This is a genomic window from Pseudomonas sp. FW215-R2 (assembly GCF_058789255.1).
The window spans coordinates 59,310-80,827 of record NZ_JBYTBO010000010.1 but is presented as its reverse complement, the minus strand read 5'-3'; the positions used below and the strand labels follow the sequence as shown (position 1 = coordinate 80,827).

The 21,518-nt window shown below is 61.4% G+C and carries 25 protein-coding genes; 9 read left to right on the top strand and 16 right to left on the bottom strand.

The genetic code is table 11. The annotated features are described in order from the left end of the window. Positions 1-63: 63 nt before the first annotated feature. A complete protein-coding gene (locus AC3WRD_RS15610; RefSeq protein ID WP_102620900.1) occupies positions 64-450 on the bottom strand; it encodes a DUF2946 domain-containing protein in 387 nt (128 codons plus the stop codon). A gap of 94 nt (positions 451-544) precedes the next feature. Between AC3WRD_RS15610 and AC3WRD_RS15605 the strand changes: the two genes are divergently transcribed. Continuing rightward, positions 545-985, top strand: coding sequence for a DUF3995 domain-containing protein (locus AC3WRD_RS15605; protein WP_102620901.1), 441 nt, complete (start codon positions 545-547; stop codon positions 983-985). On the opposite strand, the gene AC3WRD_RS15600 is transcribed toward AC3WRD_RS15605, so the two are convergent. From AC3WRD_RS15600 to AC3WRD_RS15570, 7 genes are all read right to left on the bottom strand, one after another. Further along, complete coding sequence (locus AC3WRD_RS15600; protein WP_096820147.1) at positions 982-1,344, bottom strand: Na+/H+ antiporter subunit G; 363 nt, start codon at positions 1,342-1,344, stop codon at positions 982-984. The genes AC3WRD_RS15605 and AC3WRD_RS15600 overlap by 4 nt on opposite strands. Then, positions 1,341-1,619, bottom strand: coding sequence for a K+/H+ antiporter subunit F (locus AC3WRD_RS15595; protein ID WP_003225959.1), 279 nt, complete (start codon positions 1,617-1,619; stop codon positions 1,341-1,343). Before AC3WRD_RS15595 ends, AC3WRD_RS15600 begins: the two co-directional genes overlap by 4 nt. Continuing rightward, positions 1,616-2,104: a Na+/H+ antiporter subunit E gene (locus AC3WRD_RS15590; RefSeq protein WP_102620902.1), complete on the bottom strand. Its 489-nt coding sequence runs from the start codon at positions 2,102-2,104 to the stop codon at positions 1,616-1,618. Before AC3WRD_RS15590 ends, AC3WRD_RS15595 begins: the two co-directional genes overlap by 4 nt. Beyond that, entirely contained in the window at positions 2,101-3,780 is a 1,680-nt protein-coding gene (locus tag AC3WRD_RS15585; protein ID WP_102620903.1) for a monovalent cation/H+ antiporter subunit D, read from the bottom strand. Before AC3WRD_RS15585 ends, AC3WRD_RS15590 begins: the two co-directional genes overlap by 4 nt. Beyond that, a complete protein-coding gene (locus AC3WRD_RS15580; RefSeq protein WP_096820144.1) occupies positions 3,777-4,121 on the bottom strand; it encodes a Na+/H+ antiporter subunit C in 345 nt (114 codons plus the stop codon). The genes AC3WRD_RS15585 and AC3WRD_RS15580 overlap by 4 nt, the downstream gene beginning before the upstream one ends. Next, positions 4,121-7,021, bottom strand: a complete 2,901-nt coding sequence (locus tag AC3WRD_RS15575; protein WP_102620904.1) for a monovalent cation/H+ antiporter subunit A — start codon at positions 7,019-7,021, stop codon at positions 4,121-4,123. The genes AC3WRD_RS15580 and AC3WRD_RS15575 overlap by 1 nt, the downstream gene beginning before the upstream one ends. A gap of 162 nt (positions 7,022-7,183) precedes the next feature. Further along, positions 7,184-8,122 carry a DMT family transporter gene (locus AC3WRD_RS15570; protein ID WP_102620905.1) on the bottom strand — a complete coding sequence of 313 codons (939 nt, stop codon included), beginning with the start codon at positions 8,120-8,122 and terminating at the stop codon, positions 7,184-7,186. An 85-nt stretch (positions 8,123-8,207) separates the two neighbouring features. Here AC3WRD_RS15570 and AC3WRD_RS15565 point away from each other — a divergent pair, with 85 nt between their 5' ends. The 3 genes from AC3WRD_RS15565 to AC3WRD_RS15555 all read left to right on the top strand — a co-directional run bounded on the left by AC3WRD_RS15565 (position 8,208) and on the right by AC3WRD_RS15555 (position 11,869). Then, a complete protein-coding gene (locus tag AC3WRD_RS15565) occupies positions 8,208-8,771 on the top strand; it encodes a helix-turn-helix domain-containing protein (RefSeq protein ID WP_096820141.1) in 564 nt (187 codons plus the stop codon). Positions 8,772-8,987: 216 nt separating this feature from the next. Next, complete coding sequence (locus AC3WRD_RS15560; RefSeq protein WP_102620906.1) at positions 8,988-10,391, top strand: LLM class flavin-dependent oxidoreductase; 1,404 nt, start codon at positions 8,988-8,990, stop codon at positions 10,389-10,391. Between the two features lie 59 nt (positions 10,392-10,450). After that, positions 10,451-11,869, top strand: coding sequence for an FAD/NAD(P)-binding protein (locus AC3WRD_RS15555; protein ID WP_102620907.1), 1,419 nt, complete (start codon positions 10,451-10,453; stop codon positions 11,867-11,869). Here the strand turns inward: AC3WRD_RS15555 and AC3WRD_RS15550 are convergent. The 3 genes from AC3WRD_RS15550 to ppnN form a co-directional block, all read right to left on the bottom strand. Next, entirely contained in the window at positions 11,863-12,084 is a 222-nt protein-coding gene (locus AC3WRD_RS15550) for a hypothetical protein (protein WP_096820138.1), read from the bottom strand. The two genes, AC3WRD_RS15555 and AC3WRD_RS15550, sit on opposite strands and share 7 nt — an antisense overlap. Positions 12,085-12,190: 106 nt before the next feature. After that, positions 12,191-12,925 carry a substrate-binding periplasmic protein gene (locus tag AC3WRD_RS15545; protein WP_096820137.1) on the bottom strand — a complete coding sequence of 245 codons (735 nt, stop codon included), beginning with the start codon at positions 12,923-12,925 and terminating at the stop codon, positions 12,191-12,193. Between the two features lie 165 nt (positions 12,926-13,090). Then, complete coding sequence (gene ppnN, locus AC3WRD_RS15540; protein ID WP_064597381.1) at positions 13,091-14,464, bottom strand: nucleotide 5'-monophosphate nucleosidase PpnN; 1,374 nt, start codon at positions 14,462-14,464, stop codon at positions 13,091-13,093. Positions 14,465-14,675: 211 nt separating this feature from the next. On the opposite strand from ppnN, the gene AC3WRD_RS15535 reads away from it, so the two are divergent. Beyond that, entirely contained in the window at positions 14,676-15,197 is a 522-nt protein-coding gene (locus tag AC3WRD_RS15535; protein ID WP_102620908.1) for a DUF3087 family protein, read from the top strand. On the opposite strand, the gene AC3WRD_RS15530 is transcribed toward AC3WRD_RS15535, so the two are convergent. Further along, the gene (locus AC3WRD_RS15530; protein ID WP_096820132.1) at positions 15,194-15,580 is read right to left on the bottom strand and encodes a DUF2784 domain-containing protein; all 387 of its coding nucleotides are present in this window, start codon (positions 15,578-15,580) and stop codon (positions 15,194-15,196) included. The two genes, AC3WRD_RS15535 and AC3WRD_RS15530, sit on opposite strands and share 4 nt — an antisense overlap. Positions 15,581-15,734: 154 nt before the next feature. Here AC3WRD_RS15530 and AC3WRD_RS15525 point away from each other — a divergent pair, with 154 nt between their 5' ends. The 3 genes from AC3WRD_RS15525 to AC3WRD_RS15515 all read left to right on the top strand — a co-directional run bounded on the left by AC3WRD_RS15525 (position 15,735) and on the right by AC3WRD_RS15515 (position 16,955). Beyond that, positions 15,735-16,433: an AzlC family ABC transporter permease gene (locus AC3WRD_RS15525; protein ID WP_102620909.1), complete on the top strand. Its 699-nt coding sequence runs from the start codon at positions 15,735-15,737 to the stop codon at positions 16,431-16,433. Beyond that, complete coding sequence (locus tag AC3WRD_RS15520) at positions 16,433-16,744, top strand: AzlD domain-containing protein (protein WP_164872179.1); 312 nt, start codon at positions 16,433-16,435, stop codon at positions 16,742-16,744. The genes AC3WRD_RS15525 and AC3WRD_RS15520 overlap by 1 nt, the downstream gene beginning before the upstream one ends. Positions 16,745-16,808: 64 nt before the next feature. Beyond that, positions 16,809-16,955 carry a hypothetical protein gene (locus AC3WRD_RS15515; RefSeq protein ID WP_169430743.1) on the top strand — a complete coding sequence of 49 codons (147 nt, stop codon included), beginning with the start codon at positions 16,809-16,811 and terminating at the stop codon, positions 16,953-16,955. 46 nt (positions 16,956-17,001) lie between these two features. On the opposite strand, the gene AC3WRD_RS15510 is transcribed toward AC3WRD_RS15515, so the two are convergent. The 4 genes from AC3WRD_RS15510 to AC3WRD_RS15495 form a co-directional block, all read right to left on the bottom strand. Further along, entirely contained in the window at positions 17,002-17,274 is a 273-nt protein-coding gene (locus AC3WRD_RS15510) for a hypothetical protein (protein WP_096820129.1), read from the bottom strand. A gap of 290 nt (positions 17,275-17,564) precedes the next feature. Beyond that, positions 17,565-18,245 carry an SOS response-associated peptidase family protein gene (locus AC3WRD_RS15505; RefSeq protein ID WP_102620910.1) on the bottom strand — a complete coding sequence of 227 codons (681 nt, stop codon included), beginning with the start codon at positions 18,243-18,245 and terminating at the stop codon, positions 17,565-17,567. Positions 18,246-18,296: 51 nt separating this feature from the next. Next, positions 18,297-19,136, bottom strand: a complete 840-nt coding sequence (locus AC3WRD_RS15500; RefSeq protein WP_102620911.1) for an ABC transporter permease — start codon at positions 19,134-19,136, stop codon at positions 18,297-18,299. Positions 19,137-19,197: 61 nt separating this feature from the next. Then, positions 19,198-20,184 (bottom strand): aliphatic sulfonate ABC transporter substrate-binding protein, encoded by a 987-nt coding sequence (locus AC3WRD_RS15495; RefSeq protein ID WP_102620912.1) that lies wholly within the window; start codon positions 20,182-20,184, stop codon positions 19,198-19,200. 293 nt (positions 20,185-20,477) lie between these two features. Here AC3WRD_RS15495 and AC3WRD_RS15490 point away from each other — a divergent pair, with 293 nt between their 5' ends. Beyond that, a complete protein-coding gene (locus tag AC3WRD_RS15490) occupies positions 20,478-21,425 on the top strand; it encodes an ABC transporter substrate-binding protein (RefSeq protein WP_102620913.1) in 948 nt (315 codons plus the stop codon). Positions 21,426-21,518: the final 93 nt, after the last annotated feature.

The window sequence follows — 21,518 nt, the reverse complement described above, 5'->3', positions numbered from 1 at the left end:
CAGCGCACAGGCGAACGCCGCGCGTTGGCGCAGTGGGCTGACAAATCAAAAAGGCAAAGACACTCAGGCGAGCGGCGGGGCGCGGGGGTTGGCCGAAGGCCAGGTGAAGCGGGCAGGGAGGTCGGCGCTGACAATGATCGGCAGCGGCGGGCTGTGTTGTTCCGGCAGGATCGCCAGGGTCAGGCTGGAGTTGAACGCCGGGCCCATGCCGCCGGTGGAGCACAGCGGACAGCCAAAGGCTTTGGCCAGAGTCGGCAGTTTTTCTTCGGAAGGATTGGACGCAAGTGGCGCCTGGGTGCTCGGGTCGACGGCGCAGAACTGGCCACCGATTCCGTTGAGCTGCATCCCGACCATTTGTCCGTGACCGATGCTGCAGGCGAACACGTTGAACAGGACGCAGCAATAGAGCATCCAGGCCAGCAGTGAGCGATCGGTACGGGTGAATTTCATGGGGCGGCACTTTACCGCACCGCTGACCGGTCGTGCACATGTAAAAATGCCGACTAGGATGTTTTGTTCAAGTCCCTTGAAAGGATTCTCGACCATGACCTTTGTGTTGGCTCAATGGCTGGTGACGATATTTGCGGCGATCAGCCTGATGCATGTGTATTGGGCGATGGGTGGAGAGTGGGCGGCTGTGGCGGTGGTGCCGCAGGTTCCGGTGGATAACGGCGGACTGACGCTCAGGCCGGCGTTCAAGCCGTCAGGCTGGATCACGTTGGCGGTGGCGGCAGCCCTGCTACTGATTGCCGCACTGGTGTGCATGAGGGTGGGCTGGTGGTTTTCGCCGGTGCATCACTGGGCGTTGCAGTGGGTGATCAGCGCGATTGCGCTGCTGATGTTTGCAAGGGCGATCGGTGATTCGGAACTGGTGGGCTTTTTCAAGGAAGTGAAGGGTTCGCGGTTTGCCCGGCTCGACACTTGGATTTACTCACCGTTGTGTCTGATTCTGGGAGCCGGGCTGTTGGCTGTTGCCTGGATCTAGCTGCCGCTCTCGGTGCGTCGGCTGCTCACCTCGGCCGGCACATCGTCCCCGGCCATGCGTTTGCGGAACAACGCCGCACGCGCCAGCAGCAGGGTGGTCACCGGCACGGTGATCGACAGCAAGATCGGGATCAGCCACGCGTGCAGCACCGGCCCGGACTTGAGCGCGGAAAAGCAGATGATCGACGCCAGTGCCACGCACCACGCGCCGAGGGTCGAGGCCAGCGCCGGCGGGTGCATGCGCTGGAAGTAATCCTTCATCCGCAACAGCCCGGCTGCGCCGATCAGGGCAAACACGCCGCTGAGCACCAGCAGGATCGCCACCGGGATTTCCACCCACAGAGACAATTCAGCGTTCATTCGATCACCTCGCCACGCAACAGGAATTTCGCCAGGGCAAACGAGCCGACGAAACCGAACAGCGCGATCAGCAGCGCCGCTTCGAAATAGGTGTCGCTGGAATAACGAATCCCCAGCGTCAGCATCATCAACATGGCGACGATGTACAGGTAGTCCAGCGCCAGTACCCGGTCCTGTGCCGACGGCCCTTTGAACAGGCGAATCAGCGTCAGCACCATCGCCAGCGAGAACAGGAACAGCGTCAGCAGAATGGCATTCGACAGCAGCGGGCTCATTCGAAAATCTCCATCAACGGCCGCTCGTAAGTGACCTTGAAGTGCTGGATGAATTGCGCCTCGTCATCCAGGTCCCAGACGTGCAGCAACAGAATGCTGCGATCCAGCGCCAGCTCCGACCACACCGTGCCGGGCACTACCGTACAGATCATCGACAGCGCCGCCAGACCGTTGGCATCGCGCAGGTCCAGTGGGACCTTGATGAAGCGTGAGCGGGGCGGCCGGCGACCAGCATTAAGTACGCCCCACGCCACTGCGAGATTGGAGATGATTACGTCACGGCCGACCAGCAGGAACAGGCGCAGAATTGCACCGGGCCGGCGGATGTGGGTCTGTTGCGGGCGCAGTTTGCGCATCATCAGCGGCGCGCAGAAACCCAGCGCCGCCCCCAGCAGCAGGTTGCCGGGGCTGATCGACAGGTTCAGCACCAGCCACAGCAGCCACAGCGCAAGCGACAGCCACGGAGCAGGAAACAGACGCTTCATGGTTGCACCTCCAGCAGCGCAGCCTTGGCTTCCGGGCTTGGCACGGCGCGGGTACCAAGCACCGCCATCACGTATTGCTGCGGGTTGTTCAACGCGTCTGCGGCGGCCTGGGTGTAACGCAGCAGCGGCTCAGCCTTGAAGGTCAGGGCGATGCTCAGGCCGAGCAGCAGGAAAATCGGAACGCATTCGAGTTTGCGCAGCACCGGCGACGGGCGCTCTTCCGGCGACCAGAAACGCTGGATACCCAATCGCGAGAAAGCCATCAACGAGCCGAGGCCGGTGAGGATCAGCAATGCCAGCAACGTCCAGGCAGCAGTTGAGATCGGTTCGCCAGTGCCGAGCCCCAACGGGTTGAGCAATGCGCCGATCAGGCTCAGCTTGCCAATGAACCCCGACAGCGGCGGCATGCCGATGATCAACAGCGCACACGCAATGAAACTCAAGCCGAGGAAGGCCATGGTCCACGGAATCACCTGGCCGACGACGGCTTGCTGATCGTCGTCGAGGTTGATGCCCTTGACCGGTCGTTGCCATTCCTGTGGACGCGGCAGCAACTCGTTTTCGTCTTCGAGCGGTATTTCGATGGCGGTGCGCGAACGTTCGATCAGTTCCGCCAGCAGGAACAGTGCGCTGAGTGCCAGAGTCGAGCTGACCAGATAGAACAGCGCCGCGCCGATCAGGTTCGGCTGGGCGAAACCCACCGCCGACAGGAGAATCCCCGCCGATACCAGAATGCTCAGGCTGGCCATGCGCTCCAGGCGTTGCGCGGCGATGATCGCCACGCCCGCGCAGAGCATGGTCGCCATGCCGCCGTAGATCAGCCAGTCGCCGCCGAAGTAGGCCGAGGCGCCGGCCTGCCCGGAGAACAGCAGCGTCCACAGGCGCAGCAAGGTATAGACGCCGACCTTGGTCATGATCGCGAACATCGCCGCCACCGGCGCACTGGCCGAGGAATAGGCCGGCACCAGCCAGAAGTTCAGCGGCCACATCCCGGCCTTGGCCAGGAACGCCACCGCCAGAATCGCCGCGCCGGCATGCAGCAAGCCACGATCGGCCTCCGGCACCAGCGGAATCTTCATTGCGAGGTCGGCCATGTTCAGCGTGCCGGTGACGCCGTAGATCAGCGCCGCGCCAATCAGAAACAGCGACGAAGCCAGCAGGTTGATCGAAATGTAATGCAGCCCCGACGACACCCGTGCCCGGCCCGAGCCGTGGAGCAGCAAACCGTAGGAGGCCGCGAGCAGCACTTCGAAGAACACGAACAGGTTGAACAGGTCAGCCGTCAGGAACGCGCCGTACAGGCCCATCAACTGAATCTGGAACAGCGCGTGGAAGCTTGAGCCTGCGCCATCCCAGCGCGCCATGGCGAACAGCAGGGCGCTGACGCCGATGATGCCGGTCAGCACCAGCATCAAGGCCGACAGCCGATCGACCACCAGCACGATGCCGAACGGCACTTGCCAGTTGCCCGGCAGGTAGACGCCGATGGAGCCGGGTACGCCGGTGGTCTGGGTCCATTGCAGCAACAGCACGGAAATGCCCAGGCCCAGCAGGCTGGAGAACAGGTTGATCTTGGCCTTCAGCGGCCGGTGTTTCTCGCCGAGCATCAACATGATGGCGGCGGTCAGCAGCGGCAGCAGAATCGGCGCAGCGATCAGGTGAGTCATCGCCGTCATTCCTTGGGCTCCCGACCGTCCACATGGTCGGTGCCGGTCAGGCCCCGTGAAGCGAGCAGCACCACCAGGAACAGCGCGGTCATGGCGAAGCTGATGACGATGGCCGTCAACACCAGCGCCTGAGGCAGCGGGTCGGTGTAATTGAGCAGATCCTGCGGTACGCCGTCCTTGATGTTGGGTTCCTTGCCGATGAACAGGCTACCCATGCTGAAGATGAACAGGTTGACGCCGTAGGACAGCAGGCACAGGCCCATGACCACCTGGAACGTCCGCGGGCGCAGGATCAGCCAGACGCCGGAGGCGGCGAGCACTCCGATGGCGATTGCGATGACTTCTTCCATCAGACGGCTCCTTTGATGGCAGCGGTTTTATGACCCCGGACCGATTGGTGGGCGAGGGCGGTAAGGATCAACAACGTCGAACCGACCACCACCGCATACACGCCGATGTCGAAGAACAGCGCGCTGGCGATATGGATGTCACCCAGCACCGGCACGCTGAAATGCCAGGTGTGTGTGGTGAGGAACGGATAACCCGCCAGCATCGCGCCAAGACCGGTGACCGTGGCGAACAGCAACCCGGTGCCCATCCAGCGCAGCGGTCGCAGGCTCATTTGCGCCTCGACCCACTGGGTGCCGGCGACCATGTATTGCAGGATGAACGCCACCGACATCACCAGGCCGGCGACGAACCCGCCGCCCGGTTGGTTGTGGCCGCGCAGGAACAGGTAGAACGACACCACCAATGCAATCGGCAGCAACAGGCGAACCAGCACCGCCGGCACCATCATGAAACCGAGTGCGGTGTCGCTGGCCGAACGCGGGTTGACCAGATCGGTGACCACGTCCGGCGCCAGCAGGCGTTGCTGGGCTGGCAGTTGCAGGCTTTCTTTCGGTGGGCGGAAGCGTCGCAGCAGGGCGAATACGGTCAGCGCCACGGCCACCAGTACGGTGATTTCACCGAGGGTGTCGAAACCACGGAAGTCCACCAGCATCACATTGACCACGTTGCTGCCGCCACCTTCAGGCAGGGCACGGCTCAGGTAGAACGAGGAAATGTCGTTCGGGGTCTGCCGGGTCAGCATCGCGTAGGACAGCAGCGCCATGCCGCCGCCGACGGCAATCGACAGCAGCAAGTCGCGCAGACGCCGCACACGGGCCTTGCGCAGGCTGCTCGGCAGCGGCGAAACCTCTTCGATCCGTCGTGGCAGCCAGCGCAGGCCCAGCAGGATCAGCACCGTGGTCACCACTTCGACCACCAGTTGTGTCAGGGCCAGATCCGGTGCCGAGAACCAGACGAAGGTCACGCAAGTCATCAGGCCGCAGACGCTGACCATGGTCAGGGCGGCGAGACGGTGATACTTGGCCTGCCACGCGGCGCCGAGGGCGCAGGCGATTGCCAGCAGCCACAGGGTCACGAACACGATGGAGCCGGGGATCTTCGGCCGGTCACCCCAGCTCAGGCTGCTGTGCAGCATCGGGATCAGCCCGGCGAGCACTGCCGCCAATACCATCAGGAACAACTGCGTTTGCAGGCGTTTGGTGCCGATTCGCCGCTCCAGACGTCGGGCCAGGCGCATCATCGCCACCAGGCTGCGCTCGAACAGACGCTTGCCGTTGAAACGGCCCACCAGCGGCGGGAACTTGAAGCGGCCACGCTTGAGCTGATTACGCAACAACAGGTAGACCACGATGCCGCCGGACATGGCGATCAGGCTCATGATCATCGGTGCATTGAGACCGTGCCAGATCGCCAGACTGTATTCCGGCAGCACGCCACCGACCACCGGCAACGCCGCGGCGGCCAGCAACGGGCCGACCACTTGAGCCGGGAAAATCCCTACCAGCAAACAGGTGAATACCAGCAACTCAACCGGTGCACGCATCCAGCGTGGCGGCTCGTGCGGTGTGTGCGGCAGATCGGTGGCGGTCGGGCCGAAGAACACGTCGACGGTAAAGCGCAGCGAGTACGCAACGCTGAACGTACCGGCGATGGTCGCCACGATGGGCAGCGCGGCTTCAACCCACGCCGTGGCATTGATGAACACGGTTTCGGCGAAGAACATTTCTTTCGACAGGAAACCGTTGAGCAACGGCACGCCGGCCATGGACGCACTGGCGACCATCGCCAGGGTGGCGGTGAACGGAATCAGTTTGAACAGGCCGTTGAGCTTGCGGATGTCGCGGGTGCCACTTTCGTGGTCGATGATCCCGGCAGCCATGAACAGCGAAGCCTTGAAGGTCGCGTGGTTGAGAATGTGGAACACCGCCGCGACCGCTGCCAGCGGACTGTTCAGGCCCAGCAGCAAAGTGATCAGGCCGAGGTGGCTGATGGTCGAGTAGGCCAGCAGCCCCTTGAGGTCGTTCTGGAACATCGCGCAGTACGCGCCGAGCAACAGCGTGGCGGCGCCGGCACCGCTGACGATGTAGAACCATTCTTCGCTGCCGGACAGCGACGGCCATAACCGCGCGAGCAAGAAGACCCCGGCCTTGACCATGGTCGCCGAGTGCAGATAGGCCGAAACCGGTGTCGGCGCCGCCATCGCGTGGGGCAGCCAGAAGTGGAAGGGGAACTGGGCGCTTTTGCTGAGGGCGCCGATAAGAATGAGGGGAAGCAGGATAGGGTAGAGGGCATGTGCGCGAATCTGATCGCCGGCGGCCAGGACCTTGTCCAGGTCATAGCTGCCGACCACATGGCCGAGGATCATGACCCCCGCCAGCAGGCACAATCCGCCGGCACCGGTAACCATCAGCGCCATATAGGCGCCGCGCCGGGCGTCGTGGCGGTGGTGCCAGTAACCGATCAACAGGAACGAAAAGAGGCTGGTCAGCTCCCAGAAAAACACGATCTGGATCAGGTTGCCCGAGATCACCAGCCCGAGCATGGCGCCCATGAACGCCAGAAAGAACGCGAAGAAACGCGGCACCGGGTCATCCGGCGACATGTAATAACGGGCATACAAGGAAACGAGGGTGCCGATGCCCAGCACCAGCATCGAGAACAGCCAGGCGAAGCCGTCCATGCGCAGGACGAAGTTCAGGCCCAGGCTGGGCAGCCACATGAACTCTTCACGGATCACGCCGCCATGGGCGATTTGCGGGAACAGCAAGGCGACCTGGACAGTACCGATCAAAGCGACCAGACCTGCCAACAGGGATTCGGCGTTACGTGCGTTGTGCGGCAGCACGGCTGCCAGACAGCTGCCCACAAAAGGCAGAAGCAGTAGAACTATCAGGGACATAGGCTTCTAATCTGCGGAAGTTTGTGAAGCATCATACGTGCCAGCTCCCGGATCGCCAAACGCGAGGATGTCTCTGAATCCTACAAAGTAGCCGGAAATTGTTTGGTTCACATTGTTTCAGGGAGGGGAAATGCGCGAACCCACGCTTTAGCGTGGGTTCGATCAGTGCTCGGTTTCGCGGCTCAGCTCTTCTTCGAGGTCCGACGTGGTTTTGCCCTTGGTCTTCAACTCACTGACGATCACCGCCGCCACAATCAACCCGGCGCCCACCAATGCAATCGCCGGCAGACGTTCACCGGCAATCCGACCGGCGATCCCTGCCCAGACCGGCTCACCCGCGTAGATCAGGGTCGCACGAGTCGGCGAAACGCTTTTCTGCGCCCAGTTCATCGCCACCTGAATCGCTGCGCTCATCGCACCTAATCCCAGGGCGGTGCTCAGCAGTAACCACGAGAAGTCCGGAAGCGCTTCACCGGTCGGCACCACCATCAAAAACGCCAGTGCCGAGGTCACCGCCAGTTGCACCACCGTTACCCGGCGCACATCGACCTGGCCCGCATAAGTGCTGATCAGGATGATCTCCGCCGCTATGGCGATGGCGCTGATCAGTGTGGCGATTTCACCGGGACTGAAATTCAACGATGCGCCGGACGGCCCCGACAGCAGCATCAACCCGGTAAACGCCAGCATGATCCCGATGCTCGGCATCAAACCGGGACGACGACCGAGTACCAACCATTGCAGCAGCGGCACAAACGGCACGTACAACGCGGTGATGAACGCCGATTGACTGCTGGGGATGGTCTGCAAGCCAACGGTCTGCAAGCCATAGCCGAGCATGATCGCCACGCCGATGAACGCGCCGGCCTTGAGTTCGAACAAGGTCAGCTCACGCAGGTGTTTCCACGAAAACAGCGCGACGATGCTCGCCGCTGCGGCAAAGCGCAGGCCAACGAAAAACATCGGCCCGCTGACGGTCATCGCGTGCTGCACCAGCAAAAAAGTGCCACCCCAAAGCATGGTGATCAGCACCAGCACGCATTCGGCTTTGCTGAACCGGGAAAACCGCAGGGGAGTTTGGGGGGAGTTGGCTGACGTCATGACCTTGCGCACTTTTGAAGAGGCGACGCACAATGCGCCAAATGTTGCGCAGTATACTGCCCAACCCCAGCCAGTGAGCAATATAGTGCACAAAGATTCTGTACAGCGGGCTTCGGTCCTGCAACACGTCAGCCAGAACGTCCGACGCCTGCGCCACGCCGCCGACATGAGCCAGACGGCCTTGGCGGAAAAGTCCGGGGTCAGCCGGCGCATGCTGGTCGCGATCGAGGCCGGCGAAAAAAACGTCAGCCTGACCACCCTCGATCGTGTCGCCGAAGCCCTCGAAGTGGCGTTCAGCGATCTGATCCAGGCCCCGGACAACCGCGATCCGGGCCGTATCAACGAACTCGCCTGGGCCGGCAGCATTCCCGGCAGCAAAGCCGTTTTACTGTCCAAGGCCAACGCCACTCGCGCGGTAGAACAGTGGGAATGGTGCCTGCAACCGGGTGAGGTCTATCCCTCGCAACCGGACGCCGAGGGCTGGAGCGAGCAGATTTTCGTCTTTGAAGGCTGCCTGACCCTGATGCTCGGCGACCAGCCGCAGCACATCGCCGCCGGCGAGTTTTTCATGTTCGCCAGCAACCAGCCGCACACCTATCGCAATGACGGGGAAGTCGCGGCGCGGTTCGTGCGTAATGTGGTGATCTGACTGTTGCAGGGCCGACAGCGGATAAACAGTTTGCTCTATTCTGCGTGCAGACTGCTTTAAGTTGTTCTATCAATCTATTGATAAATAAAGAAAATATATTCAGGCATGACTCCTGCTAAGGGTTCTGGATCCTCATCCGGAAACCACGGAGTCGCCTCACATGACCATCTCAAATCACACCACCAAATGCCTCCTGAAAATCGGGAGTGCCGTCTGATGCCCCGTGAAATCCGCCTCAACGCCTTCGACATGAACTGCGTCGGCCACCAGTCGCCGGGCCTGTGGGCGCACCCTCGTGATCGCTCCTGGCAGTACAAGGATCTAGAGTACTGGACCGATCTGGCGAAAATCCTCGAACGCGGCAAGTTCGACGGCTTGTTCATCGCCGACGTGCTGGGCATCTACGACGTGTACAACGGCAATGGCGAAGCGGCCATCCGGCAGGCGGCGCAAGTGCCGGTCAATGACCCGTTGCAACTGATCCCGCCGATGGCGCTGGTGACCGAACACCTGGGGTTCGGCCTGACAGCTTCGTTGTCCTTCGAACATCCGTATCCGTTCGCCCGACGCCTCTCGACCCTCGATCACCTGACCAAGGGCCGCGCCGGCTGGAACATCGTCACGTCCTATCTGGAGAGCGGTGCGAAGAACATCGGTCAGCAAGCCCAGACTGAACACGATGCGCGCTACGACTTCGCCGAAGAATACCTGGAGGTCTGCTACAAACTCTGGGAAGGCAGTTGGGAAGAGGGCGCGATTCTGCGGGATCGCGAACGGCGGATTTTCAGTGACCCGAGCAAAATCCACGAGATCCGCCACCACGGTAAACACTTCCAGGTGCCGGGCATTCACCTCTGCGAACCGTCGCCGCAGCGCACGCCTGTTCTCTATCAGGCGGGCGCTTCCAGCCGGGGCAAGCAGTTTGCTGCCGAGCATGCCGAGTGCGTTTTCGTCGCTGCGCCGTCGAAAGTGCTGCTCAAGAAAACCGTGGCCGACATTCGCCGCCGCGCTGCGGAGGCAGGGCGCGATCCGTCGAAGATCCTGATCTTCAACCTGCAAACGGTGATCCTCGGCGAAACCGATGCCAAGGCCAAAGCCAAGTTCGAGGAGTACAAATCCTGGGTCAGCTACGAGGGCGCGATGGCGCTGATTTCGGGCTGGACCGGCATCGACTTCAGCCGCTTCAAACCGGACGAACCGCTCAAGCATGTGCACACCAACGCGATTCAGTCGGCGGTCGAGGCGTTTTCCACGGCGGATCCGAACAAGGTCTGGACCCCCAACGAACTGGCCGACTGGGTCGGCATCGGCGGTTTCGGCCCGTTGTTCGTCGGCAGCCCGGAAACGGTGGCGGACCTGTTGCAGGAATGGGTCGACGAAACCGATGTCGACGGCTTCAATCTGGCCTACGCGCTGACCCACGAAACCTTCATCGACGCCGTGGAATTGCTGGTGCCGGAGTTGCAGAAACGCGGTGTTTACAAGACCGAATACACGCCGGGGACCTTGCGCGAGAAGCTGTTTGGCGAGGGGCCGAAATTGCCGCAGGTCCATCCGGGCAGCGGTTATCGAAACCTGGGCGAGTTGCATCGGCAGGAGAAAAAGGTCGCGTCTGTCTAGACTCGCTCGCAGCGTCTGCACGACACTGACTTGAGCAAACCCTCAGCAGCGAGAATGGCATGACTCAAACCGATACGACCGCCATCCGTCACGCCGACATCCTGATTGTCGGCGGTGGCCTCAGCGGCGCGATGCTGGCGGTGCAATTGCTGCGTCTGCCGGGCCGGCGGCGGATTCTGGTGATCGAACCCCGGGCCGAACTGGGCCGGGGCGAAGCGTACAGTGCGGTGGAGCTGGGCCACACACTCAACGGCAACGCCGCACGGATGAGCGTCGACCCGGACAATGCCGATGACTTGACCCAGTGGCTGACCGATCACATTGCCGGCGGCGGCTGGCCTGAATCCGATCAGCAACATGTACCGGTCAGCGAGCTGTTTCCGCCCCGGGGCCTGTTCGGCGTCTATGTGCAGCAGCGTCTGGCCGAAGCGCAGCAGGTGGGCGCGCAACATGGTTCGACGGTCGAGCATGTGCGCGCAGAGGTGATTGATGTGCAGGCTTCAGTTGATTCGGTGCAGCTCACCTTGAGCGACGGCCAGCGACTGCAAGGCGCTTTTGCGGTGCTCGCCACCGGCATGTTCCCCGCCGCCCGTACGCCGCAAAAGCAGTCCAGCGGCCTCAATGCCGCCGCGCTCGACCCGTGGGATGTGGGCGCCATGCGCCAGCTCGATCCGCAATCCACGGTGTTGATCATCGGCTCCGGCCTGACCATGGTCGATGCCGTGGTCTCGCTGGAGCAGGCCGGGCATCGCGGGCCGATCGAAGTGTTTTCCCGGCACGGGCTGTTGCCCCATGTGCGTCGACAGCCGCCGGCGTGGGCGGACTTTCTCGCCGAGGATCACAGCCTCCGCACGCCACGCCAGTTGCTGCGCGAATTGCGCCGGCATTGCCAGGTCGCCATCGCCCAAGGCATCGACTGGCAGGCGCCGCTGGATACGGTGCGCGCGCATATCGGTCGGCTGTGGAGCCAGGCGAGCGATGCGCAGCGCCGGCAATTCGTGCGGCATGTGCGGCCGTGGTGGGAGAGCCATCACCATCGTTCGCCGCCGCTGAGTGCGGAGCTGGTCGAGCGTCTGCACCGCGAAGGGCGCCTGCGTATTCACGCCGCGTCCTATAAAGGTCTTGAGCCGGTGTCGGGCGGAGGTGTCGGCATTCGCGTCCGTCGTCGGGGCGAGAGTGAAACGCGCGTGGTGCAAGGCGCGGCGCTGATCAATTCCAGTGGTATCGAGTATGACTGGCGCCGGGTCGACCGGCCCTTGCCTCAGCAGTTGCTGGCCCGTGGGCTGGTGCAACCGGGGCCATTGGCGCTGGGGATTGCGGCGGCGGTGGACGGCGCGGTGCTGGATGCTCAGGGGAAAGTGTCACAAAGACTGTTCGCGATGGGCCCGCCACTCAGAGGGATGTGGTGGGAAAGTACCGCAGTGACCGATGTCGCGTCACAGGCCAAGGCGTTGGCGGCGCGGCTGGTGGCTCAATAGTCGTAACCGTACTCGGAGGCGTTCTGCGCAACGTAGAGCGTCTGCTCCAGGCTGCCCGTGGCTTCGCTGCCAAGGCCGACGGTGTCAACGTTCAATGTGCCGGACTGACCGACACTGGTCATGGCTACGACGTGCCCGTTGCCGTGGGCGTTGGCAATCGCTGAGGTGGCGCCGATCAGCGCGACGATGAACCCGAGGGCAATGAAGTCTTTCATGGGTGCACCAGAAAGTGGGAAGAAGATGACCGCCACTTTATGGCCACGGGCGCCAGAAGAAAAAACACCTTTTCAGATAGTTGTTATCAAAGGCGTTGATGCGTGATCAGCGCGGCAGGGTGTTGCTCAGCCAGCGCTGGCGCATTTTCTCCAGGCGGCCGTCGGCGCGCAGCGTATCCAGTGCCTGTTGCCAGCGTGCGACCTGTTTGGGGTCGGTCTGTCGGGAGAACGCGATGTAGGTGTCCTGCTTCATCAACGGCAACTGGTACTGCAAACGCCCCGGTTCCATGCCCTGCTCGCGGGCGAGGGCGGCGCTGGACAAGGTGTCGGACACCACAAAGTCGGTCCGCCCGAGACTGAACAGACGCATCATCTGTTCCGGGGTTTCCACGCCGTAAAGGTTGGTCAGGTCCTGTTCCTGCAAATAGCTGTAGACCAGCCATTTGCGTGGCACGGTGATCCGGCCCAGGTGATCGGCTTCACGCAGGCTGCGTACCGGTGGGTGAAAATTGTCGTGGGCATACAGCGCGGTTTCGACTTCGATCAACGGCCCGACCCATTGGTAGCTGTCGTCGCGTGCGTCGGTGCGCAGGACAGTAAATACGCCGGTGTCCGGGGTATCGCTGGCCATGCGCAGGGCGCGCAGCAGCGGCACTTGCTGCAAGTGAATGCGATCGCCGGTCTGCGCGGCCAGGGCCTGCACCACATCCACGCCGAAGCCCACCAGTTGATCGCCCTGAAGGAAATGCAGCGGAGGATGATTGTCGGTGAGCAGTTGCAGATCTGCCGCATTGGCCGTCAGGGCCAGAAAAGACAGCAGGCAGGCGGCAAAACGTTTCATGGATCGTCCCTGAACAAATCAATCGCCCAGCTTAGTACGCCCACATGACGGCTGTCGTGGGGAATCAGCGGGGCTTTTGTGTCAGAGAGCAGGGCGGATCGGTAGTGTCGATGAGCCATGAGGGAGCGAGCTCACTCCCTCATGGTCAAACTGCATCGATTGCGGTCAGGAAACCACGCGATAGCACGGCACGTACGCCGCGCCGCCCGGCAGTTTCATCCGGTGCTGGGCGACGAAGGCTTTGAGCAGCAGGTCCAGCGGCTGCATGATCGCGGCGTCGCCACGGATCTGATACGGGCCGTGTTCCTCGATCAGGCGAATGCCCTTGTCCTTGACGTTGCCGGCGACGATCCCGGAGAACGCGCGGCGCAGGTTGGCTGCCAGTTCATGCGGAGGCTGGTCGCGGTGCAGCTTGAGGTTGGCCATGTTTTCGTGGGTCGGGTCGAACGGACGCTGGAAGCCTTCGTCGATCTTCAGCAGCCAGTTGAAGTGGAACGCGTCGTTGCGTTCGCGGCGGAACTGCTTCACGGCTTTGAGGCCCGCGGTCATCTGGCGCGCCACTTCGGCCGGGTCGTCGATGATGATTTCGTAGTGCTGTTTCGCCGCTTCGCCGAGGGTGGCGGTGACGAAAGCGTCCAGTTGCTCCAGGTACGGCGCGGCATGTTTCGGCCCGGTCAGGATCACCGGGAACGGCAGGCCGGCGTTGTCCGGGTGCATCAGGATGCCCAGCAGGTACAGGAACTCTTCGGCGGTGCCGGCGCCGCCCGGGAAGATGATGATGCCGTGGCCGACGCGGACGAAGGCTTCGAGGCGCTTTTCGATGTCCGGCAGGATCACCAGCTCATTGACGATCGGGTTCGGCGCCTCGGCGGCGATGATGCCCGGTTCGGTCAGGCCCAGATAGCGGCCACCGTGGATGCGTTGTTTGGCATGGGCGATGGTCGCACCTTTCATCGGGCCTTTCATCACGCCGGGGCCGCAGCCGGTGCAGATATCGAGGCTGCGCAGGCCCAGTTCGTGGCCGACTTTCTTGGTGTATTTGTATTCTTCGGTGTTGATCGAGTGGCCGCCCCAGCACACGACGATCTTCGGCTCGACGCCCGGACGCAGGGTGCGCGCGTTGCGCAGCAGGTGGAAGACGTAGTCGCTGATGCCCTGTGAGGTGCTCAGGTCGATGCTCAGGGCATCGAGTTCGTTCTCGGTGTAGACGATGTCGCGCAGGGCACTGAACAGCATTTCCCGGGTGCTGGCGATCATTTCGCCGTCGACGAAGGCGTCGGCCGGGGCGTTCAGCAGTTCCAGGCGCACGCCGCGATCCTGCTGGTGGATGCGGATTTCGAAGTCTTTGTAGGCTTCCAGAATGGTTTTTGCGTTGTCGACATGGGCGCCAGTATTGAGGATTGCCAGGGCGCACTGGCGGAAGAGGGTGTAGGTACTGCCGGTTCCGGCCTGGCTCAGTTGCTGAACTTCACGTTGGGAAAGGGTTTCCAGGCTGCCTTTTGGGCTGACCGAGGCATTGATTACGTGTCGTTGGGTCATGCAGTGATCCTTAAAACGATGTCATTGCCGGCCTGGCCAATGGCATCCGAATAGTGTGTATCCATGAATGAAGATGGCACGATCTGCGTGGTATCGCCATGTCCCCGTTGGACGCTGAAAAGATGAAAAGGAGCTCCAGCATAGCTAAATCCGCCTCAGAGGCGATAATGCGCCGGCCTCTTTTTATTTCAAGCCATGGAAGCCTGTCACGATGTTCGAGATTCAACCGATCGATGCCATCACTTATCGCCAGCAGACCCGGCGCAGCACGCTGATCATCGCGCTGCTGTTCCTGTTACTGGCGATGGCGTTTTCGACCGTGGCGGTGGCGCTGTTCGGCGAGCCGGGCGGGGATAATCTGCGGTTCAATGTCGGCGGGGTGTTCGGCGCATTTCTGTTGACGGCGGCGTTGTTGCGCGGGCGTTTCTGGCATCAGACCTGGATGGCCCCGGCGGTGTACGGCTGGCGGCTCAAGCGCAGCCTGATGAGCGTGACCAACGTCATGCATCAGGTGACGGCGGCGGTCGAGAAGGGGGATCCGACGGCAATGAAAGTACTGCGTTTCTATCATCTTGGCCTGACCCAAATGCACGAATTGGACGGCAACTCCAGCGATTATGCGCAATTGCATCGGGAAGTCGAGGCGCACAAGGCTCGGATGGAGGCGCTCGGTCTGGACACCGATCAGACGCGCCTCGATCCGGCCTGGCTGGAAGCCTTGAAGTCGCGTTAAAACGGAATGCGGGCGGCGCGACGCAGTTTCCACTGACGGATCAGACGCCCGTATACCAGCAGGTTGATCGCCAGCACCACGCTGCCCAGCGCTAGTTGAATCTGCGGGGTCAGCCCCGCCGGGTAGATGATCGGCCAGACGTAATGCTCGATGAAACCGCCGGCATACTCGGTCTGCCCGGCGGCGTGGCGCATCAGGTTTTCCCAGTAGGTCAGCGGGCAGGTCAGGTGCAACACCTCGACCATCACGCCCCAAGTTGCGGCCGGCAGATGCAGCCACGCCACTCGGTGCCATTTGAGCACCAACAGCCCGCCAAACAGCACGAACAGAATGAACGATAGGTGAAACAGCACCAGCCCGTCGGCGGCAATTCGATACAGCATGTCGTCTCCCTGACGAAGATGTGAGTGGCTGCAATGGTACGCCGGTCGGCGGCTCGCGGCTGAGAGATTTCTGGCAACTGCGCAAGATTGTTCAAGCCATGAAAAGGCGTTTACTGGCAGAGTCCGGGGTCTTGTCTCACGGTTGAAGAGCGTTATGTCTGACTCATTAATGCCGCGCAGTGCCTTTCTTCGCGGAGCCGCGGCGATCATGCCGTTATCCCTGGCGACCGCGCCGTGGGGGCTGCTGGCCGGCTCCATGGCGATCGAAGCCAACCTCACGCCGCTGCAAGGGCAGGGCCTGTCGAGCATCGTGTTCGCTGGCGCTGCGCAACTGGTGGCGATCGGCATGCTCAAGGGCGGTGCCGGGATTTTCTCGATATTGCTGACCACGCTGCTGCTGACGTCGCAGCATTTGCTTTACGGCATGAGCATGCGTCATGTGATTTCGCCGTTGCCGGGTCGCTGGCGCATTGGCCTGGGCTTTTTGCTCACCGATGAACTGTTTGCCCTGACCAGTCAGCACGACCGTCAGCAGTTCAATCGCTGGTATGCCCTCGGCGTCGGCCTGACGTTCTATATGGCCTGGAACCTCTTCACCCTGGCCGGCATCGTGCTCGGCAGCAGCATTCCGGGGCTTGAGCATCTGGGGCTGGACTTCTCGATTGCCGCGACCTTCATCGCCCTGATCACCCCGGTGGTGCGCAACGTGCCGACCGTGGTTTGCGTGGCGGTGTCGCTGTTCTGCTCGGTGCTGTTCAGTTATTGGCAGTGGGGTTCGGCGCTGGTGCTGTCGGGACTGGCGGGAATGACCGCAGGGTTTATCTGCAACAAGCTATATCGGGAGCGCACATGATCGTCTGGGCAGTGATTTTCGGCATGGGGATTCTGGTATTCCTCAACCGCTATGTATTTCTCGAACCGCGCTTGCCGGTGCGTTTGAGCAGTAACGCACGGCAATTTCTGGGTTTCGCCGTACCGGGGATGTTGACCGCGATTTGCGGGCCGATCGTGTTCATGCCGGATAAACAGCTGAATCTGCAGTGGGATAATCCCTATTTGCTGAGTTCTTTAGTCGCCATCGGACTAGTGATCTACACGCGTAATACGTTGCTTAGCATGCTATTGAGTATGGCGTTCTTCTTTCTGTTGCGCTGGTGGTTGTAAGTTGCCTGTCTGAATCTGTTCTACGCTATAAGGATGACTGACGACTTATGGCAGCGAGGTGAACATGGCAACCGAGCAGAAACGTCCCGAAGAAGATGAAGAGCCGAGCGAAGAAGAGATCGAGCGGGAGAAACACAAGGAGCAGACCTGGAAACATGACGACAGCCGCGAGTTGTCCGATCGCGACCAGGAACGCCCGCTCAAACCTTGAGCGCTACTACGAAAAAGCCCCGCGATTGCGGGGCTTTTTCGTTTCATCAAAGATCGTCCAGCTGTGTGAAATCGGGGTGTGAAGCCCGATAGCCCAAGGTCTTGTCGATCCAGGCATTCAGCTCGTTGACCATCACCGGCGGGTGGCAGGGATAGTGTTGGAGAGTGGTGCGCAGAATGCGGTCGATCTCGGGTACGTCACGCAGGTTTCGAGTCTTTATGTAGTGGGCGATAAAACAGTCGAGTTGAAAGCGTTCTGTCATGGACAGATAAATACACTCCAGGCCGTTGGCCTGTTTGATTGCAAAATCGTCGCGCAACTTAGTTCTCTGCAAGGCTTGTAAGTTTGTAGGGTATTCCCGGTTTGTTGACTCTTTGGTCAACTGGTATGCCAATAGGAAATGCGGCGCGCATGCTATCTGTAGTGTTACTAAATGTATGTATGACGATTGAAATGTCAGACAGGCGGTTGGTTTTAATCAAACGATTGATTCAATGATTGTTTCGAGATTGAAACACTGACTGTAACGAACGGTTTTCACTTGCACTGTGGCATCAATCTGATTCGCACCTTCCGACTATTTGATAGACGTGTCACCCCGGACAATATTTAGGCCACCACTTCAATCAATTCCGCGCCCTGATTGCGTGAGTTGCCGACAGCTTTGCCGACTTTGTGCCATTCGAAGGCCTCGCTGCCCAACCCTTCGAACAGCAGCATTTGCTCGGCGCGCTCCACGGGCGTGGCGGGATCGAGCCATTCCCGCGCCCCCTCGGCAGACAACACGATGGGCCGGCGATCATGCAGATCGAGCAGGCCGCCTTCGCTGTCGGCGGTGATGATCACGAAACCGTCGTCTTCCCTCGATTGCGCATCGGGTGCCGGAAACTGGCCGATGGCGGCGCAGAAAACCGGTTGATGATCGACCCGATGGATCAGCCAGGGTTGGCGGCTCTTGTCCGGCCCGTCGACCCACTCGAACCAGTTGTCGACCGGCACGATCAGGCGGTGACGCCAGATCGCCCGAAAGAACGGGCCGTGGACGACTTTTTCGACCCGCGCATTGATCGGCGCAGCGCGATCCCTGGCCCAGTGTGGGCGCCAGCCCCAGCGCAGGTTATCGGCGTACAAGCGTTGTTCGTGTTGATGAAGAATGGCCAGCGCAGTGGTGGGCGCCGCGTTGTAGTGCGCCAACGGTGCGTCGCCGACGTGATTGATCAACGCATCGGGAATGCTCAGCACCGCAACGAAATCGTGGATGCCGCGGTACTGCGAAAGTCTTCCGCACATCGGCCGAGCCTCCGGCGAACACTGCCTGAAGGTTCAGCTTAGTTGTGCGGATCAGTCCTTGCTGCCCTGACCGGTGAAGGTGTCGCGCCAGGCCAGCCAACGGCGCTCGAGCGCGGCGAGCAGGCCATCGCTGAGTTTGCCCAGCAGCGCCAAAACGATGATCGCCGCCAGCACGATGTCCGGGCGCGAGGTTTCACGACCGTCGCTTAACAGGTAACCGAGGCCCTTGGTCGCTGCGATCAGTTCGGCCGCCACCAGAAACATCCACGCCAGGCTCATGCCACTGCGCAGCCCGGTGAACAGGCCGGGCAGGGCGGCGGGCAGCAGAATCCGGCGCACCAGTTGCAGGCGACTGAAACCATAGATATGGCCGACTTCCACCAGTTTGCGGTCGATGTTGCGGATCGCCGCGACCACGTTGACGTACACCGGAAAGAACGCACCGATGGCGATCAGGACGATTTTCGAGGTCTCGTCGATGCCCAGCCACAGCAGCAACAGCGGCACCCAGGCCAGACTGGGAATTGAACGCAGGGCGGCGAAGGTCGGCTCAAGGTACGCCTCGGCCTCACGGCTCAGACCAACCCACGCGGCAAACACCAGCGCCAGACTTGCGCCGATGGCAAACCCGATCAGCACGCGAATCAGGCTGGCACCGATGTGTTTCCACAAGGCGCCTTCGGCCAGATCAGTCAGGGTCAGGGCGACTTCGCTCGGCGCAGGCATCTGATAGGACGGCAGCCAGCCGACGCGCACGATGATCTCCAGGGCGATCACGATCAACAGCGGCAGGGCCAGCCCTTTGAGGCGCCGCCGCCAAAGCGGATTCAACGGCAGGGTTTGTCGGCGCGGCAGCGGCGCGGCCAGGCGGGCGGGCAGGTCATTGCTCATGGACGGTTCTCCGCTCACGACAAATCCGCGACGGGCGCGGATTCGTTGTGAGCCTGATCGGTTACTGGGCGGCGGCCACTTGCTGGAAACCGGTGTCGATCAGTTGATCGATCACCTGATCGACATTCACCCCACGACGCACCAGTTCTTCGGAGACCAGAATCGGCGCGGCGGCTTTCGAAGCCAGCACGTCCTTGGCGGTCAGTTGCGGGCTGCTCAGGTCGGTGCGCGACAATTGCAGCTTGGCCACATCCAGCGGCAGGCCGGATTCGCTGGCGAGCAGTCGGGCCAGTTCGTCCGGGTTTTTCACCGACCACTCGCGAGCCTGTTCGTAGGCCTTGATCACCGTTTCGATGGTTTGCGGGTGTTCCTTGGCGTATTGCTCGGTGACGCTGACCACGCCGTAGCTGTTGAAGTCGCGATTGCGGTACAGCAGGCGTGAACCGGCCTGTACCTGACTGGCGGCCATGTGCGGATCGAGGCCGGCCCAGGCGTCGACGTCGCCTTTCTCCAAAGCGGTTCGGCCGTCCGGGTGTTGCAGGTGCACCAGTTCGACGTCGTCCTTCTTCAGCCCGGCCTGTTGCAGGCTGCGCAGGGTGAACAAGTACGGGTCGGTGCCTTTGGTGGCGGCGATTTTCTTGCCCTTGAGGTCGGCGACGGTCTGGTACGGCGAATCCTTGCGCACCACCAGCGCCGTCCACTCCGCGCGGCTGTAAACGTACACCGATTTGATCGGGCTGCCGTTGGCGCGGCTCAGCACCGCCGCGAGGCTGGCTGACGAAGCGAAGTCCACGCCACCGCTGTTGAGGTATTCCAGCGAACGGTTGCTGCCCTGGCTCAGCACCCAACTGACTTTGCTCTGGGGCAGGGCTTTTTCCAGATAACCCAAGTGCTTGAGCGCCAGGCTGACCGGCGAGTAATAGGCGTAGTCCAGATGCACTTCGACAGGTGGCGCTTCGGCGGCGTGGACGAGAGGTTGCAGACTCAGGGCTACTGCGCAGGCCGCGAGCAGCGATTTGACTCGGGAAAACGGTAATAGGGATTTCATGGGCACGCTCCGGCAAGGCAACAGATTCTTATGTCCAAAAAGATATTTTTATCGAATGCTTCCTGCATGAATGGAATATTGCAGGCTCTGTGCCATATGCTCTGAAGCCCGTGTTTATGGGATTCTGAGAGGGTTTGTGTGTTTTGAACTGTTGCAGGGAAAACACTGTGCCGCGCCACTGTTGCCAGACAAACAGCGCTCATCGACAGTGCTGAGCTTATGCGCTAATCGAATTTCAAATCCGATTTGTAAGAGCGTTATGGTCTATAAAAATCCCCTTTGCAGGACTCGCCATGAAGCTCTCCCGTTTCCTACGTGCTGCGTTGACCAGCGCCATGATTGCATCGCCTCTGGCCTACGCGGCCGAACCTGTGGTCCTGCACGTTGGTGACCAGAATTACTACAACATCCGCGCCTCGGTAGAAGCGTCCGGCGTCTTGAAGGACGCGCCTTACACCGTCGACTGGAAACACTTCCAGGCTGCCGCCCCGCTGGCTGAAGCGTTGCAGACCGGCTCGCTGGACCTGGGCTTTCTCGGCGACTCGGGTTTTCTGTTCCTCGCCGCGAAACAGGCGCCGGTGAAACTGATCGGCGTGTCGCGGCAGAACCCGGACACCATCGCGCTGCTGGTGCCCAAGGATTCGCCGGTGAAATCCATCGAGGATCTGAAAGGCAAGAAAGTCGCCTACTGGCCGGGTGCCTGGAGCCAGCAGTTGACCCTGCGAGCGCTGGAGCAGGGCGGCCTGCCGGAGAACTACGTCGACTTCGTCAAACTGATGCCGATCGATGCCGCCGCCGCGTTGCCTCAGGGCAGCATCGATGCCTTTCCGGTGTGGGAACCGTACATTTCCCAGCAGATCGTGTTTTCCGGTGCGCGACCGATTCTGACCGCGAAAAACCTGATGCCAGGCTTGAGCGCCATCGCGGCTTCCGCGCCATCCATCGACAGCAAGCGCGAGGCGATCGCCGATTTTCTCGGACGCCTGAAGCTGGCCCGGGCCTGGGTCGACAGCCACACCGACGAATACGCGGACCTGTGGGCGAAGAAGGCCAATCTCGATCAAGAAGTGTCGCGGCACTGGTTGCGCCAGGCGCACATGACCGTCGGTCCGGTGGATCAGCAAGCCGCTGCAGACCTGCAAGGCACCGCGGATTTCCTGTTCAAGGTCAAGGCGCTGCCAGCTCCCCTGGCCACGGCAGGCATCATCGATACTTCGTTCCAGCAGGCACTGGCGCGCTGAGCGAGCGCCGGAACCAAACCCTGTTATCTTTATCCAACCTCGGCCCATTTCGGTGGGCCGCAGGGAGGCAGTAGCGGCGAGGGAGTTTTGCCA